The sequence below is a fragment of the Leifsonia williamsii genome, assembly GCF_030433685.1.
GTDB lineage: Bacteria > Actinomycetota > Actinomycetes > Actinomycetales > Microbacteriaceae > Leifsonia > Leifsonia williamsii.
In genome coordinates, this window is the sequence record NZ_JAROCF010000001.1 from 735104 (window position 1) to 751476 (window position 16373).

The window sequence follows — 16373 nt, forward strand, 5'->3', positions numbered from 1 at the left end:
GGCGCTACTTGTTGCCGCTGCCGTTGCCGCCCGCTCCAGGGGTCGGCGTCGGCGTTCCCGCGGTCACCTCGTACGCCAGCTGCGGCGACTGGGCGGACTCGACCGACTCCCCGCAGAAGATCGTGTAGGTGAGGTTGTACGTGCCGGCCTGAGCGGGCGCCCACACCGTGGAGTTGGCGTTCACGGGCGTCTGCGGCTGGCCGTTCACGTAGAGCCGGCGGCCGACGAGGTTCTGCCCGGCCGGGCAGGCGGCCGATCCGAACGTGACCGTGACCTGTGTCGCCGGGTTCGTGACGGTGGCCTGGCTAGGGTCGGCGGAGACGGTGTCGGTCGGGGTGGGAACGGGCGCGACGTCGCCGTAGACCTTGAGCGTCACCTCGGAGCCCTTGGGCAGCGGACCGGTCGGGTTCACCGAGTACACCTTGTCGACCTGGTCGGCGGTGGTGGCCGCCGAGCCGGGCTGGATGTTGGCGACCATCTCGAGCGACTGCAGCTTCTCGCGCGCCTGGGCGGAGGTGAGCCCGACGAAGTCGGCCTCACTGATCTGCACGGTGTTGCTGGTCGGCGTGGGCGACGGCGTGGTGGGCTTGGGCGCCGGGGGCTGTGAGGTGGTGGTGGCGGGTGACGTCGGCGCCGCCTTCGGCTGCGCGAACACGGCGATGAGGGTGCCGATGAGCACCAGCGCGAGCAGAGCGATCAGGGCGATCAGCGGCCACGTCCACGGGCTGCGTTTCTTGGTCTCCTTCGGCTCCTCCGGGCCCTCCTCGACGAGCTGGGTGGTCGAGGTGGAGGCCGACGGCAGCAGCGTGGTCGCCTGCGTCGGCGACGACGTGGCCGACGGCATGAGCACCGTCGCGGCGTCGGTCGCGGCGGCAGCGCCGAGGACGGCCGGCACGGAGGCGGCCGCAGCGCGGACGTCGCCGCGACGCAGCGCCTGCGCCGCGCGGGCGAGGTGCGCGGCCGAGGCCGGGCGGTCGGCCGGGTTCTTGGCGATGCACGCGAAGACGAGGTTGCGCACCGGCTCGGCCACCGTGGCAGGAAGCTCCGGCGGCGCCTCGTTGATCTGCGCCATGGCGATCGCGACCTGCGACTCGCCGGTGAACGGGCGGCGGCCGGCGAGGCACTCGTAGGCGACGATGCCGAGCGAGTAGATGTCGGTGGTCGGGGACGCGGGGTGGCCGGACGCCTGCTCGGGCGACAGGTACTGAACCGTTCCCATGACCTGGCCGGTCGCGGTCAGGGGCACCTGGTCGGCGATGCGGGCGATGCCGAAGTCGGTGATCTTGACCCGGCCGTCGGGGGTGATCAGGAGGTTGCCCGGCTTGATGTCGCGATGGACCAGCCCGGCGGCGTGGGCGGCGTGCAGCGCGGCGGCGGTCTGGGCGACGATGTCGAGGGTGCGGTCGGTGCTCAGCACGTGCTCCCGCTCGAGGATGCTGGAGAGCGCCTCGCCGGGGACGAGCTCCATCACGAGGTAGGCGCTGCCCTCCTCCTCGCCGTAGTCGTAGACGTTGGCGATGCCCTCGTGGTTGACCAGCGCGGCGTGACGGGCCTCGGCGCGGAACCGCTCCAGGAACCCGGGGTCGCCGAGGTACTCGTCCTTGAGGATCTTGATCGCGACGGTGCGCCCGATCACGAGGTCGGTGGCCTGCCAGACCTCGCCCATGCCGCCAATCGCGATCCGCGACTGCAGCTCGTAACGTCCTCCGAAGGTGAGCCCTGCTGTGGGTCTCATTTATTCAGCACCGCCTCTAGTACTTGTCTCGCGATCGGAGCGGCGACGGAGTTTCCCGACCCGCTCTGACCGCGTCCACCGCCATTTTCAACGACGACCGCGACCGCGAATTGAGGATCGTTCGCCGGCGCGAACCCCGTGAACCACAGGGTGTACGGCTCGTCGTCCCCGTTCTGCGCCGTACCGGTCTTACCGCCCACCTCGACCCCACCTATTCTTGCATTGGTCGCCACGCCCTCCTGGACGCCGTCGACCATCATCTGCTTGATCGTGTCGGCGTTCTGCTGGCTCATCGGCTGCGAGAACTCCGTGGGCTGGAAGCTCTCGATCGTCTGCAGGTCGGACGTCTTGATGGAGTCGACCAGGTTCGGCGTCATGAGCTTGCCGCCGTTCGCGACCGCCGCCGACACCATCGCCATCTGGAGCGGAGTGGCGCGGTCGTCCTTCTGGCCGAACGAGCCGAGCGCGCGCTCCGCCGGATCCTCGTAGAGCGGGTAGACGCTCTTCTCGACCGGGATGGGGATCTTCAGCTCCTGGTTGAAGCCGAACTTGTCGGCCTGGTCCTTGATGACCTGCGGCTGCAGCTGCATGCCGAGCTCGGCGAACGGGATGTTGCACGAGAGGATCTGCGCGGTCGCGATCGAGACCGTCGCGCCGGGGCCGCAGGTGGTCAGCGAGTCGTTCTTGACGACCGTGGGGGAGTCGGGGAGGGGCAGCGACGCCGGGTTCGGGAGCTGGCTGTCCTTGGTGTACTTGCCGGTGCCGAAGGCGGTGGCGCTCATGACGGGCTTGAAGGTCGAGCCGGGCGGGTTGAGGTTGCCGCCGATGGTCCGGTTGATCAGGGGATCGCCCGGGGCGTCGAGGAGCTGCTGGTACGCGGCGTCGACGGCCTTGCCGTCGTGCGAGGCGAGCACGTTCGGGTCGTAGTTGGGCTTGGAGACCATGGCGAGGATGCGGCCGGTCTTCGGCTCGAGCAGCACGACCGCGCCCTGCTGGTCGCCGAGGGCGTCCCACGCCGCCTGCTGGGCGACCGGGTCGATCGTGGTCTCGACGGTCGCACCCTGGGGGTTCTTGCCGGTCAGGATGGCGTTGATGCGGTCGAAGAACTGCGAGTTGGCGTTGCCGCTCAGCTGCTGGTTGAGCGCACCCTCCAGCCCGGTCGCCTCCCCGTTGACCGGGAAGAAGCCGGTGACGGCCGAGTACAGCGGGCCGTTGCTGTACACCCGCTGCCACTTGTACACGTCGTCGGACGGCACCGACTGGGCGACCGGCTGCCCGGCGACCAGGATCGCGCCGCGCTGGGCGGAATAGCTGTCGTTGAGCGCGCGGGTGTTGCGGGCATCCGACGCCAGGGTGTCCGCCTGGAAGACCTGCAGAATCGACGTCGACACCAGCAGCGCCAGGAACATCGCCAGCACCACCGTGCTGACGCGCTTGATCTCGCGGTTCATGGGCTAGCTCACCACCAGGCGGGGTTGGTTGCGGACGGTGTCGGAGAGGCGCAGGAGGAGCGCGACGATGATCCAGTTCGCCACGAGGGACGAGCCTCCCGCCGCCAGGAACGGTGTGGTCAGACCGGTCAGCGGGATGACCCGGGTGACGCCGCCGATGACGATGAAGCACTGCAGCGCGACGGTGAACGACAGGCCGACCGCGAGGAGTTTGCCGAAGTCGTCCTGACCGGCGAAGCCGATGCGGAGGCCGCGGGCGACGAACACCAGGTACAGGGCGAAGATCGCGAACAGGCCGGCGAGACCGAGCTCCTCGCCCAGGCTCGCGATGATGTAGTCGCTCTGCGACACCGGAGTGACCCACGGCTGGCCCTGACCGAGGCCGGTGCCGATCAGGCCGCCGTGACCGAGGCCGAACAGGCCCTGGACGAGCTGGAAGCTGCCGCCGTCGGCGTCGTAGACCCGCTGCGCGAACGGATCGAGCCAGTTCTCGAACCGGTCGTGGACGTAGACGAGCACCTGGCTGGCGACGATCGCGCCGCCGACGATGAGCAGCACGCCGAGGATCACCCAGCTGATGCGGGAGGTCGCGACGTACAGCATCACGAGGAACAGGCCGAAGATCAGCAGACCGGTGCCGAGGTCGCGCTGGAAGACGATGACGGCCATCGACATCAGCCAGACGATCAGGATCGGGCCGAGGTCGCGGGCACGCGGGAAGCGGATGCCGAGGAACTTCTTGCCGACCATCGACAACGAGTCGCGTGCCTGCACGAGGTAGCCGGCGAAGAAGATCGCCAGGCACAGCTTCGCGATCTCGCCGGGCTGGAAGCTGAACGGGCCGATGCCGATCCAGACGCGGGCGCCGTAGATCGTCTTGCCGATGCCCGGCAGCATCGGCAGGAGCAGCAGGATCAGGGCGGCGAGGCCGAAGAGATAGGTGTACCGCTGCAGCACCCGGTGGTTGCGGATGACGATGATGACGGCCAGCGCGCAGACGATGGCGATGGCGCTCCACACGATCTGCTTGACGCCGGCGCCGTCCCAGCCCTGGTCGCCGTAGTGGATGTCGATGCGGTAGATCTCGGCGATGCCGATCCCGGTCAGCACGGTGGCGATCGGCAGGAGGAACGGGTCGGCCTGCGGTGCCACGAAGCGCAGGGCGATGTGCATGCCGAGCACCAGCGCAGACAGGCCCGCGCCGAGGTAGACGAGGGTGAGGTCGAGGTGCCCGAGCGCCCCGAGCTGCACCAGGATGACAGCCGCCGCGTTGATGGCGCACGCGACCAGGAGCAGGAACAGCTCCAGGTTGCGCTGCTTGGCGGGCAGGCGCAGCCGTTTGACCGGGCCGGTGGCCGTCCCGGTGCGTTGGCGCCGCTCGCGCACTCTACTTTCCGCCGGCATCGCTCAACTGATCCACGATCGCTCGGGCCGACGCGAGGTCGTCGGCGTTGATGGTCTGCTGCACGAGCTGCTTGTCGTACGCGGGAAGGCTGTCCACGCGGACCGTCGACTCCTCGTACACGTGCGAGAGGGGGATCGGGCCGAGGTCCTGCTGCACGCCCTGGAAGACGGCGACCTTGCCCGCCGGCGACTCGCCGACGAAGTAGCGGGACTGCGTCCACTGGTAGCCGATGAAGCCGGCTGCGACGATCGCGATCACCAGCAGAGCCAGGCCGATCATCCAGGTGAGCCGTCGGCGCCGGGCGCGGCGCTCGTCCTCCTCGATCAGCTCGTCGAGGTAGTCCTCCGACTGCGGCTCGAAGTGCGTCGGGCCTGTCGCCGGGCGGATGGGGTGGAGGCGCAGCGTCGGCAGGCGCGAGGCCCGCGTGGCCGGGCGCGGCTCCGAGCCGAACTGGAGGGGCGCCGCCGCCGAGCCGACGGTGACCGGCTCCTTCACGACGTCGCCTGCGGCCACATCGGCGATGTCGAGGATGACAGCCGTCACGTTGTCGGGGGCGCCGGCGTCGAGGCTCTGCTTGAGCAGGCGCTCTGCGACCTGGCGCGGGCCCTCCTTGCTGGCCAGGGCCGCCTTCAGGTCGTCGTGCTTGACGACGCCGCTGAGGCCGTCGGAGCAGATGAGCCAGCGGTCGCCCGGTTTCGTGTCGAGGATCCAGGTGTCGATCTCGGGGGAGGCGTCGACGTCGCCGAGCACCCGCATCAGCACGGAGCGGCGCGGGTGGACCATCGCCTCCTCCTCGGTGATGCGGCCGCTGTCGACGAGTCGCTGGACGAAGGTGTGATCGGTCGAGACCTGCTTCAGCTCGCCGTCGCGGTACAGGTAGATGCGCGAGTCGCCAATGTGGGCGAGGGCGAGCTGGTCGCCGACGCGGATCATCGCGCTGACGGTTGTGCCCATCCCGGTGAGCTCCGGGTGCTCGAACACGGTCTCGGCGAGGAGCGAGTTCGCCGCGATCAGCGCCGACTGGAGGGCGAACTCCGCCTCGCCGGCGCTCTCGTACTCACGGTCGGCCTCGCGGATGCGGTTGACCGCGATCGCAGAGGCGACGTCGCCGCCCGCGTGCCCGCCCATCCCGTCGGCGACGACGAAGAGCCCACGACCCGCATAGCCCGAGTCCTGGTTGTTGGAGCGGATCTTCCCGACATGGGAGACGGCCGCCGCACGGTTCGCCGCCACCGCGCCTACCGCCGCAGCTCGAACGTGGTCGTCCCGATCTTGATCGGGGTGTCGAGCGGGACCTGGGTCGGGACCGTCACACGCCGGCCGTCGAGGAACGTGCCGTTGGTCGAGTCGAGATCCTGGATCATCCACTCGTCGTTCCAGAGGAGCAGGCGGGCGTGGTGGGTCGAGGTGTAGTCGTCGCGGATGACCAGGCCGGACTCGCCGGAGCGGCCGATGGTGATCGGGTCGCGGCCGAGCGCGAGCTCGGTCCCCGCGCGCGGGCCCGACGTGATGACCAGGCGGTGCGCGGTCTGCACGCTCGCGTTGACGCCGCCGGTCGCCGTGTTGGCGCCGGACGGGAGGTTGGAGACGGGCGCGTGCTTCATCACCGGCTCGGTGGGACCGGCAGGGGCGGCAGGGCTGGCAGGGCGCGGGGCGGCTGCGGGTGCCGGGCTCGCGGCGGGAGCGGACGGGAAGGGCGACGCGGAGGCCTGCGCCTCGGGGAGCTTGCGGACCCGCTGCCCGAACAGGTCGGTGCGCAGCGCGTAGACGATGCCGAAGACGAACAGCCACAGGAGCAGCAGGAAGCCGAACCGGAGGACGAGGAGGGTGAGTTCGCTGGGGTTCACGACGCTCCCCAGAAGTTGCCCATGTCATGCCGGCGGGTGGCGTCGTCGCCTCCCGGTCGCCCACCGGCGGGGGCCGCCTGCGGCAGCACGCGGAACACGATGCGGGTCCGGCCGATCGTGATGACCGAGTCCGGCTCGAGGATGGCCTTCTTGACCGGCTCGCCGTTCAGCTTCGACCCGTTGGTCGAGCCGAGGTCCTCGACCTGGGCGTTGCGGCCGTCCCAGGTGATCATGACGTGGCGGCGGGAGGTGCCGGTGTCGTCGACGGTGATGTCGGCGTCGCTGCCGCGGCCGACGACGGTGCGCGGCTTGGTCAGCGGGTAGTGCCGGCCGTCGATGTCGAGCACGGGGGTCCAGGCGACGTCGCCCTTCACGTTCTCCGAATCGACCTGCAGCATGCCGACCGTGATGTCGGGATCCTCCTGGAGATCGATGGAGATGCCGCCGGCGAACGCGTAGTGCTGCGTCGTCGCGTGCTTCTGCACGAAGGCGACCAGCTCGTCGGTGAGCGCAGCGCCCATCGAGCGCATGCGCTTGTAGTCGGACGGCGACATGCGCAGCACGAAGCGGTTGGGCGCGAGCACCCGATCGCGTGCGACGACGGCCGCCTTGGTGTCGAGCTCCTTGCGCAGGGCGCTGGTGAGCTCGACCGGCTGCAGCCCGGAGCGGAAGGTCTTCGCGAACGCGCCATTGACGGCGCGCTCGAGCCCCCGCTCGAAGTTGTCCAGAATGCCCACAGTCTCCGCTCCCGGCTCGTGACTACCTGCATGTTAGTCGGAACGGTTGCGAAGGCACTGGTCATCGGGTGAACGTCCGCCTTCAGGAGGACCCCGGATTCGTGATCGGGAGCGGGCCCGTGTTAGTCTCTGGTGGTTCGCGCGAGTGGCGGAATTGGCAGACGCGCTGGCTTCAGGTGCCAGTGCCCGCAAGGGCGTGGGGGTTCAAGTCCCCCCTCGCGCACGAACGAGAGGCCCCCGGTGATCCGGGGGCCTTTCTTGGTTTCGTGACAGTGCGCACGCACTGGAACGGCTCTTCTACGTAGAACTGCTCGTTCGCGCCCGCAATTGCGGCGGCAGGCGGTCCCCGGGGGTCTCGGCTCGGACAGGCTGACTCCGTGGATCTCGCATTCGATATTTCTCGACGGCTACGGGTGGTCGGCGGGTTCGTCCTGCTCGGGGTGCTGGTGGGCGTCATCGTCGCCGCGCTGGGTGCTTCGGCGAGCCCGGCGTCGGCCGGGGCGGCGACGGCTGTGGCAGTGGCGCCGTGCCCGGCGACCCGTGACGTCTCGGCGTGCGATGCCGATGGGGACAGCATCCCGGACACCGTCGAGCAGGTCGTTGCCGGCTCGGCGACCGCGGCGACGGGTCGCGAGGACGCCGACAAGGACGGGGTGCCGGACTGGGTCGAGGTGATCGCCTGCGGGACGGTCCGGTGCGCATCGGCGACGGCGGACTCGGTCGGTGACGGGATCCCGGACTTCGCCCGGGCGATCGTCTGCGGGGCGCCGACCTGCGGGACGGGCAACACGGACCTGAACGCCCACGGGGTGCCGAAGTGGGCCTCCGTCGTGATCTGCGGCACCAGCGGCTGCGCGACGGGGCATGAGGATTACGACGGGGACGGCGTGTCGGACGCGGTCCAGCTCGCTGCCTGCGTGAAACCGCTGTCGGCTCTCGCCTCGACAGGCCGGACCATCGCGACGGGGCTGGTCCTCGCGCTCGCCGCGGGTCTCGTGATCACGGGTATGGCGCTGTCACGCAAGCGTGCGCTGTTCGCGGCCGCCGTGCGTCCCAACGGGATCGGCTGATGCGGTCCCGTCGCACGGTGGTGACGCACGGCATCGTCGCGGCCTTCGCCGCCGCAGCGCTCCTTCTCGTCGGGACGGTGACGCCGGCAGAGGCGTCCCCGGCGGAGCGGGCCCGCCGCACAGCCGCGGCCACTCTGGCGGAGGTGCGAGCAGCCTCCGCCGTTCAGGATGTACGGATCGCGGCTGAGACGAAGGCGCCGATGCCGGCGGCCGAAGGAACCCTGACCCCCGGCACCGCGTCGACCATCGCCGCTGGTGCTCTCGGAGTCTCGGCGACCTTCTCGGGGCACAAGGTCGAGAAGAAGCTGTCGGTGACCGTCGGAGCTGCCGCGAAGACCGCGCTGCGTGCGGCCCGAGCGGAACGGCCCGGGAACGGGACACCGGTTTCCGATCCCATCGAGATCACCGCGACCGATGCGAACGGCGAGCAGGTCACTCAGTTCCCGGCCGCATCGGTGCGGACGCGCGGAGGCGGCCCGAAGGGTCCGGTCGTCTCCGACGTGGTCCCGGGAGTGGAGCTCGAACTCGAGCCCGACGAGGCGCTCATAGCGGCGAACAGCATCGATCCAGCGACGCTTCGGATCTATACCCGCGAGAGCGACGGCGAGCCGTGGACGGCCCTGCCGTCCTACTTCGACCAGCAGGCCGGTGTGGTGCGGGGCGAGTCGACGCACCTCTCCCAGTTCGTGGTCATCGGTACGCCATTCGTCGTTCCTCCTGGGCCGGTGGTCGTACTCGACCCGGACAACGACGAAGGACACGCGTCGACACCGGCACCACCGGTGACCGAGCTGCCGTACAACCTCCAGCTCGCCCAGTCGGTCGCCGACATGATCACCAGCAGCTGCTCCGGTACGGCGGTGCTCACGCGTCACTCCGAGAATCCGGTGTCGCGTGAAACGCGTGCGGGCATCGCGGCCTCGTACAACCCGGCGCTCACCCTCGGAATCGGCTTCAACACCTGGGAGGGTGAGGCGTGGGGCGGCGAGCATCCGGAGCAAGGCGGTACACAGGTGTACTCGCGCGGCGGTGCCGCGGACAACGCCGTCTCGGACTCGCTGGTCGGGAATCTCCCGCTTTACACCGGGCGCCCCGCGAAGAACATGGGCGACAACGGCAACTTCCCGGGAGCCGAGTTCTCGGCGCTCCCGAACGCCTTCACCCACCTGGAGGCGCTCTACCTCGACAACAACAACGATCGAGCCTTCATCGACGGAGGCGGGATGCCGCATCTCGCGGACGGGGTCTTCACGGCGCTCGGCAAGTATCTCGAGAGCCAGGGCTTCGACTGCACGGACCCGGCGACCGGTGGATGGCCCACGCCGCCGTCTGCCGCTGAACTCGCGCGGTGGCGGATGCTCGGGTTCCAGAACTATCTGACGTACGGCGGAGAGCCCTTCAGCTTCTCGACGGGCAACCTCCTGGAGCAGGAGAAGCTGTTCACCCTGCCGGGAGCGGGCGGCTCCGAGACCGACATCACGCTGTACTACAACTCGCAGGACGGCCGACTGTCGCGGGTGGGGGCGGGATGGTCGTTCGGACTCGGGGCGAGGGCCCAACGATTCGTCGACGGCTCGGTCATGGTCGTCCGGGCCGACGGGGCCAGTTTCGTGTTCGTTTCCGATGGGCATGGCGGGTATCGGACCTCCGACCCGGGCGTGCACCAGACGCTCGCGGAGGCGGGCGGCGGCAGGCTGAAGCTGACCGATGTCTCGGGCGAGAGCTGGGTCTTCGACGCTGCGAACATCGACGGGATCGGAAACCTCGTCGCGTATGCCGATGCGGAAGGGCGTACAACGACGCTGACGTACGGGGCGCCGGCGGACCCGGAGGGGAGCCGATTCGTTCCGCTCAGCTCCATCACCGACTCGTCCGGCCAGACGATCGCGGTGTCCTCCGACGCTGCGGGGCGGGTCACCGGATTCACCCGACCCGGCGGTGATCACTGGGCGCTCGCGTACGACGACACCGGCGATTTGACGACGCTCACCCTCCCGGACGGCCGTACCAAGCGGTTCACCTACGACGGGGATCACCGGCTGCTGACGGCAACGGACGCGACGGGCGTGCAGTACTTGAAGAACGAGTACGACGCCCAGGGCCGGGTCGTCGCGCAGTGGGATGCCGACGGCAACCGGCGTTCACTCGACTACTCGAAGGCCGGTCAGACGACGTACACGGACAATGTGGGCCGCGCCAGCGTGTACTCGTTCGACGCTTCCCAGCGGATCACGAAGGTGCAGCATCCCGACGGGACGACGGCTCGGTTCGCCTACGACGCGGACGACAACGTGACCGCCTCGACGGACGAGAACGGGGCGAAGACGACGTACTCGTACGACTCTGCCGGAAACCTGCTCTCGCGCACAGGTGCGGACGGCGTCGTGGACCGGTACACCTACACTCCGACGGGGCAGCTGGCGACGAAGACGGACGCGGGTGGGCCCGACGGATCCGATCGCACGTGGTCGTACGAATACGACACCGTCGGGCGCCTGACCGTGATCCACCAGCCAGACGGAACCGCGATCACGAACTCGTACGACGCTGGCGGGAGCTTGACGAAGACGACGAAGCCGTCGGGCGCTACGACGGCGTACGGGTACGACGCGATCGGTCGGCTGGCGAACGCGACCGATGCCGTCGGGGGTGTCACGCGGTACGCGTATGACGCGGCTGGGCGGGTGGTGTCGCAGACCGACGCCGGCGGGCACACCACGGCATACGCATGGGATTCGGGCGACCGGGTTCTGACCGTCACGGATGCCGCGGGCGGCGTCTCACGCTACGAGTGGGAGCCGAACAACCACCTCGCGTCCCTGAGCGACCCGATGGGTGCCACCACGACCTTCTCATGGGATGCGATGTTCCATCTCACCAGCTCGACCAGCCCCACCGGCGGCGTGACGAGCTACGGCTATACCGCCGAGGATGCGCTCTCACGACTGACCGATCCGCTCGGCGCGGTGACGACGTACACGACGGACGAACAGGACCGCGTCGTGAAGACGGCCGACCCGAACGGCGGGGCGTGGAGCTACCAGTACGACGGCGTGGGGAACCTGGTGAGCTCGACGACGCCCTCCGGGGCTCGCACGACGTACACCTACGACACCGACGGGAACGTCCTCACCCGGACGGACGCGACCGGCGCCGAGACCAGGTTCGCGTACGACAGCGTCGGGCGGCTCAGCAAGCAGACGGACGCTGACGGGGTCTCGACCGCCTACTCCTACGACGTCATGGATCGCATCACGCGGGTGACGGACGGCATCGGACGGCACAGCGACCTCGGCTACGACGTCGACGGCAACCTCGTGTCGGTGGTCGATCGGAGCGGGAACGTGTGGAAGTACGCGTATGACGCGGCGGGGCGGGCGATCAGCTCGATCAGTCCGATCGGCGAGGCGACGACCTTCGGCTACGACGCTGACGGAAACGTCGTCCGCGTCACCGATCCGCTCGGCCGGACCGCAGCCTCCACCTATGACGCCCTCGAGCGGCTGGTGTCGACGACGGACGCGGCAGGCAACGCGACGGTCTATGCGTACGACGCGGCAGGGCGGACGACGACCATCACGGATGCGAACGGCCACACGACGGCGTTCGCCTACGACGCCGACGGAAACCAGACGTCGATGACGGACCCGCTCGGCGCGGTGACCAGCTATGGGTGGGATCTTGCGGGCAATCAGACGTCGATGACAGACCCCAAGGGTCATCGGACGGTCTACGGGTACGACCCCGCGGGTCAGCTGACGAACGTCATCGAGGGATATCGGAATGGTGCGAAAGCCAGTTCCGATGTGAATGTCACCTCTTCATATGCGTATGACCCCGACGGCAATCTCTCCCACGTGACGGACCCGAACGGTCACGTCACCCGGTACACGGTGGACGCGGCCGGCCGCACACTGTCCGAGGTGGATCCTGTCGGCACCACCACGAAGTGGTCCTACACCGAGGCGGGGCGTCTCGCGTCGATGATCACCGGAACGGGCGCGTCCGTGTCGTATTCGTACGACAAGCGTGGCGACCTCAGCAGGCAGAGTAAGGCAGGCGCCTCCGCACGGTACGAGTACGACGCGAACCAGCAGCTGATCGCGATGACCGACCCGACAGGCGTCTCCGGTTGGACCTATGACAAGGACGGCCGGGTGACGACACAGATCGACCAGTGGGGCGGGCACCTTGCCACGGCCTACGACAAGGCTGGGCAGGCCACCTCGATGACCCTCCCGACGGGCGAGCACCTGGACTACACGTACGACGTCGCGGGAAGGGTGACCTCGCAGTCATCGCAGTGGGGGTCGATCACGTACGGGTGGGACCCTGTGGGAAAGATGACGGAGCTCTCGCGGTCGAGCGGCGTCACATCGACGTATGGGTACGACGCGGACGGGCGGGTGACGTCGGTGCTGCACACGACTCCTCCGTCGTCCTCGCCGGCTCGGCCGGCTCCCACTCCGGCCCCTGTCGCTTACGCCTCCGGGGATGCGTCGGCCGCGAAGTGCACAACAGTCGCCGGTTATCTCGGAGCGCGGTCGACACCCGCGGCCGGGGCGAACAACGTGTGCAAGCACGCGGACCGGTATCTCGGTGGTCGGACGACACCGACTCCTTCGAAGGCGGTGCCGGACGGAGGTTCGCTGGGGTACCAGTACGCCTACGACGCGGACGGGAACCTGGCGAAGGCGACGCGGACTGTCGCGGCGCAGACCTCGGCGGCGGTGCCCGAAGTGACGTCGTCGGCTTATGGGTACGACGCGCTCGACCGTTTGACGTCGTCGGTCACAGGCGCTGGTGAGAAGAACGCGTATGCATACGACCCGTCTGGGAATCGCGTCGGCTGGAAGCGGACGGGTGCAACGGACGGCGACTTCCGGCAGTCGGCGACCTTCGATGACGCCGGGAGGCTGACCGGCACGGTCACGTCAGGGGCGGGACGCGGCGTGGCCGGGGGAGCGGCCACGTATTCGTATGACGGTGCGGGAAATCGGATGAACCAATCGGTAGCCGGCGTCGGGAGCAGTTTCGCGTACAACGCGCTCGGCCAGCCGACGCAGGTGGCGCGAGACGGCCGGTCCACGGAGTATGCCTACGACGGTCTGGGTCGGCGGGCGTCGGTGACCGACACGACGAAGTACGGGTCGGTGGCGATGAGCACGACCTATGACGGGACCACTCCGCTGCAGTTCAAGGATTCGCAAGGCACGACGACGCTGATCAGAGACGCTGTGGGCGCCTTGGCCGCACATGTCTCCGCTTCGGGCGACGCGACATGGGACCTGCTCGACGGCCTCGGTTCGACGATCGCGGGAGCCTCGGGCGGGTCGATCACCGAGCTCGCGTCGTATGAGGACTGGGGTGACCAGAAATTCGAGAGCGGCGGATGGACGGCGCCGGAGGGGTATACGGGCCACGCGCAGGATCCGACACTCGGGACTGTGGAGACGTTCGCGCGTTCGTATGACGCGGCAACGGGGTCGTGGACGAGTCCGGATACGTGGCGCGGGCTGCTGTGGCGGCCGGAGTCGTTGGGGCGGTATCAGTATGTGGAGAACAGCCCAGTCACGTATTTCGATCCCGACGGCCATCGCATCGGCGATCCGTCCGCGTACAACACCAAGAGCAGCAAGCAGCGGAAGGCGATGCGGGATGCCGATAACGCGGTCAGGTACGGGAGTGCGGTGAGTCGGGGGACGACCGGCGGCTATGCGCCGCCGTCTCCGCCGGCTTCGCCGAAGAAGCCCAAGGCGGCGGGGCCGAATGCCGAGAGCGACGTCTCCGATCGTCACTCCTGCCCACCGGGACAGACGATGTATGCCAACAGCTACACGAACTCGAGCTGCGTCTCGAATACGACGATCAAGCAGCAGGCGGAGAACTGGGGCACCTTCTTCGATGTGCTGGGGTGGATCGGCGCTGCCGCCGGTCTGCTGTCGCTGGTCCCGGGGATGCAGTGGCTGGCGCCGATCGCGATGGTGGCCAGTGCGGCGAGCACGATCTACAACTGCGTAAATGGGGGATCCCGGATCGTCGGGTGCGTCATCGGACTTGTCACCGCCATCATCCCTGGTGGCGGACGAGTAATCAGCCGCGCGGTCTCGCGAAAAGTGGAGGAATGGGTGACTGCTTCGATCGACCAGGCGACCAAGGCACTTGGAATCACAGGCGACGCATTCGGTGTCGCTCAAGGGTGGGGATGATGACGACTCAGTGGGAGCGACGAAGGATGCTGCCAGGTCCAAGTGTCGCGCGGTGGAGTACGTATGCGCTCGTGTCCGCTGGCGTCGGCGCGGTAGGGGCAATCGGTTCGCTCGCGTGCGCGCTCGTTCTGGTGTCTCCATCTCAACACCTGGACGTCGTTACCGTCTCCTTCCTTTGTGTTATGGCGGGTGGCTTCCTCGGAGGATGGGTTTGTAATCGTTGCGGTGACGCCAAAGAGAAGTCCGAGTTGGTAGCGGGATACACCACGGTCGCCAGAGGCAATAACCAGGTAGACCGGTTGCACTCGCGGACCGGAGTGATCATGCGGCGCGCAGGCGAACCCAATCTGACCAGGCCTCAATGGGAAGCGGCAATGGCACGCGTTCGGGCCTACGAGGCCAGCATTGTCAACGAGAAGTCCGATGCTGTCGACGAAAGATGATTTGTACCGATGGCGTCGCCGTCCGGCACAGCGCGGGCGCGGGCTGGAAGAGCCGAGCGTTGCGGACGAAACGGCTATGCGGCGAGGCCGGCGGGCGAGAGCGATGCCGCCGATCGTCACTCCTGCCCGCCGGGACAGGCGAAGACGATATCTCAGACGCATTCACTCAGGCCTTCGGTGCTCTCGGGATCGCATCGGACAGTTTCGGTGTTGCCCAGGTGGGATGGGCGAAGTGAGTATCGAACGCAGAGACCTGCTCCCGGGGCCAAGCGCCACCCAGTGGTCTGGAATCGCCCTTTGGGGTGGTGGAGCGTGGATTGTAGGCACGATCGGAGGAGCAATCTGTGCCGCGACGATCGTGCGTCAGAGCGGGAACATCGACCCCGTCACTTTCGCGTTCATGCTTCTCTTTGCTGGTGGACTTGCGGTTCTTACCTTCGGCGTCTGGATGATGAATCGGAAGGCCAAGAGAGAGGTCGACGCTGGGTACACCACTATGGCTCAGGGTTACTACAACGTGGAGAGGCGACATTCCCCCACGGGAGTGATCATGCGCGCGGCCGGAGAACCGGCGCTTACGCGCGAGCAGTGGGAGCGCGCCATGCAGTCGGTTCGCGCCTATAAGGAATCTCAAAAGCATTGATTCGTCTTCATGGCTGTCGCGCGAGCGGCCAGCGACGAAAAAATAGTGGTGACTGATGCCTCATTCGAGACAACCACATGCACTGAGCTGGCGGGCTCTGGTAATACTCGCGGCCGGGAACGCCGCGCTTGTCGGCGGGACCGGGGTGTTCGTGCAGGCTGCGGGAGTCGTCAGGATGGCGCTTCTGGGCGACGTCGAATGGGCCGCCTTGGTGATTGCGGTACCGGCTTCGGTACTCGCGTGGTGTGTAGCCGTCGTGCTGCCCCTCCTCGGCGCGCGGATGCTCGTTGGCGGCCGTCGGGTGGGTGCTGCCATGCTGCTGATTTCCACCACTGCTTATGTCGTCGCGGCATCGGCCGCCTGGGGGCGCGCAGTCGAGATGGTTTCGACGCTGCTCATCGCAGTTCTCCTGGCCGTCGCCGTTGTGTTCGGTTGGCGCGCGTCGACCCAGTCAACGGGGAACGACGTATCGGGCGAGCCGGTCAGTGTTAGATCGAGCCGAAATGCCGTCATTGCGTCGCGACTTCTGCTGATGGGTGGCCTTCTCGGCCTTCACGCCTTCTACTTGCGGATGGCGTGGAAAGGGATGCTGTACCTCGCGTTGGCCGGTCTGGCCTGTGTCAGCTGGGGTTTCGTTCCGGCCTGGATCTTTGCCGGGGTAGCGGTCGCATTGCTCATTGCGGACTTCTTCGAGTTACGTGCCGACGCGGGTGCCTTCAGCAGTTCGTAAAGGGTGGGATCAGCGAGAGCGGAGTACCGCGTCAAGAGGGTGGATGGCGTTCCACGACGCCGTGTCGCAGACTGTTCGGGAGCGCCATCGATCCAACGGAGGA

The 16373-nt window shown here is 68.0% G+C and carries 10 protein-coding genes and 1 tRNA gene; 5 read left to right on the forward strand and 6 right to left on the reverse strand.

Annotated elements, in window-relative coordinates; genetic code table 11:
* Nucleotides 1–4: 4 nt before the first annotated feature.
* From P5G50_RS03500 to P5G50_RS03525, 6 genes are read right to left on the reverse strand one after another with little or no spacing between them, the layout of a single operon-like run.
* A complete protein-coding gene (locus P5G50_RS03500; protein WP_301211729.1) occupies nt 5–1735 on the reverse strand; it encodes a serine/threonine-protein kinase in 1731 nt (576 codons plus the stop codon).
* Nucleotides 1732–3186: a peptidoglycan D,D-transpeptidase FtsI family protein gene (locus tag P5G50_RS03505; RefSeq protein ID WP_301211730.1), complete on the reverse strand. Its 1455-nt coding sequence runs from the start codon at nt 3184–3186 to the stop codon at nt 1732–1734. Before P5G50_RS03505 ends, P5G50_RS03500 begins: the two co-directional genes overlap by 4 nt.
* Before the next feature lie 3 nt (nt 3187–3189).
* The gene (locus P5G50_RS03510; protein ID WP_301211731.1) at nt 3190–4590 is read right to left on the reverse strand and encodes an FtsW/RodA/SpoVE family cell cycle protein; all 1401 of its coding nucleotides are present in this window, start codon (nt 4588–4590) and stop codon (nt 3190–3192) included.
* Nucleotides 4574–5824, reverse strand: coding sequence for a PP2C family protein-serine/threonine phosphatase (locus P5G50_RS03515; protein WP_301211732.1), 1251 nt, complete (start codon nt 5822–5824; stop codon nt 4574–4576). The genes P5G50_RS03510 and P5G50_RS03515 overlap by 17 nt, the downstream gene beginning before the upstream one ends.
* Before the next feature lie 5 nt (nt 5825–5829).
* Nucleotides 5830–6438, reverse strand: a complete 609-nt coding sequence (locus tag P5G50_RS03520) for an FHA domain-containing protein FhaB/FipA (protein WP_301211733.1) — start codon at nt 6436–6438, stop codon at nt 5830–5832.
* Nucleotides 6435–7175 carry an FHA domain-containing protein gene (locus P5G50_RS03525; protein WP_301211734.1) on the reverse strand — a complete coding sequence of 247 codons (741 nt, stop codon included), beginning with the start codon at nt 7173–7175 and terminating at the stop codon, nt 6435–6437. The genes P5G50_RS03520 and P5G50_RS03525 overlap by 4 nt, the downstream gene beginning before the upstream one ends.
* A gap of 139 nt (nt 7176–7314) precedes the next feature.
* Here P5G50_RS03525 and P5G50_RS03530 point away from each other — a divergent pair.
* The 5 genes from P5G50_RS03530 to P5G50_RS03550 all read left to right on the forward strand — a co-directional run bounded on the left by P5G50_RS03530 (nt 7315) and on the right by P5G50_RS03550 (nt 16270).
* A tRNA-Leu gene (locus P5G50_RS03530) sits at nt 7315–7398 on the forward strand.
* A 154-nt stretch (nt 7399–7552) separates the two neighbouring features.
* Nucleotides 7553–8245 carry a hypothetical protein gene (locus P5G50_RS03535; protein ID WP_301211735.1) on the forward strand — a complete coding sequence of 231 codons (693 nt, stop codon included), beginning with the start codon at nt 7553–7555 and terminating at the stop codon, nt 8243–8245.
* Entirely contained in the window at nt 8245–14454 is a 6210-nt protein-coding gene (locus tag P5G50_RS03540; protein ID WP_301211736.1) for an RHS repeat-associated core domain-containing protein, read from the forward strand. The genes P5G50_RS03535 and P5G50_RS03540 overlap by 1 nt, the downstream gene beginning before the upstream one ends.
* A 675-nt stretch (nt 14455–15129) precedes the next feature.
* Nucleotides 15130–15540: a hypothetical protein gene (locus P5G50_RS03545; protein ID WP_301211737.1), complete on the forward strand. Its 411-nt coding sequence runs from the start codon at nt 15130–15132 to the stop codon at nt 15538–15540.
* A 175-nt stretch (nt 15541–15715) separates the two neighbouring features.
* Nucleotides 15716–16270, forward strand: a complete 555-nt coding sequence (locus P5G50_RS03550; protein WP_301211738.1) for a hypothetical protein — start codon at nt 15716–15718, stop codon at nt 16268–16270.
* Nucleotides 16271–16373: the final 103 nt, after the last annotated feature.

Bases quoted from the DNA above. Each gene is read 5' to 3' on its own strand.
- P5G50_RS03505 (WP_301211730.1), bottom strand. From the start codon at position 3,186: ATGAACCGCGAGATCAAGCGCGTCAGCACGGTGGTGCTGGCGATGTTC.
- P5G50_RS03540 (WP_301211736.1), top strand. From the start codon at position 8,245: ATGCGGTCCCGTCGCACGGTGGTGACGCACGGCATCGTCGCGGCCTTC.
- P5G50_RS03500 (WP_301211729.1), bottom strand. From the start codon at position 1,735: ATGAGACCCACAGCAGGGCTCACCTTCGGAGGACGTTACGAGCTGCAG.
- P5G50_RS03510 (WP_301211731.1), bottom strand. From the start codon at position 4,590: ATGCCGGCGGAAAGTAGAGTGCGCGAGCGGCGCCAACGCACCGGGACG.
- P5G50_RS03550 (WP_301211738.1), top strand. From the start codon at position 15,716: ATGGCGCTTCTGGGCGACGTCGAATGGGCCGCCTTGGTGATTGCGGTA.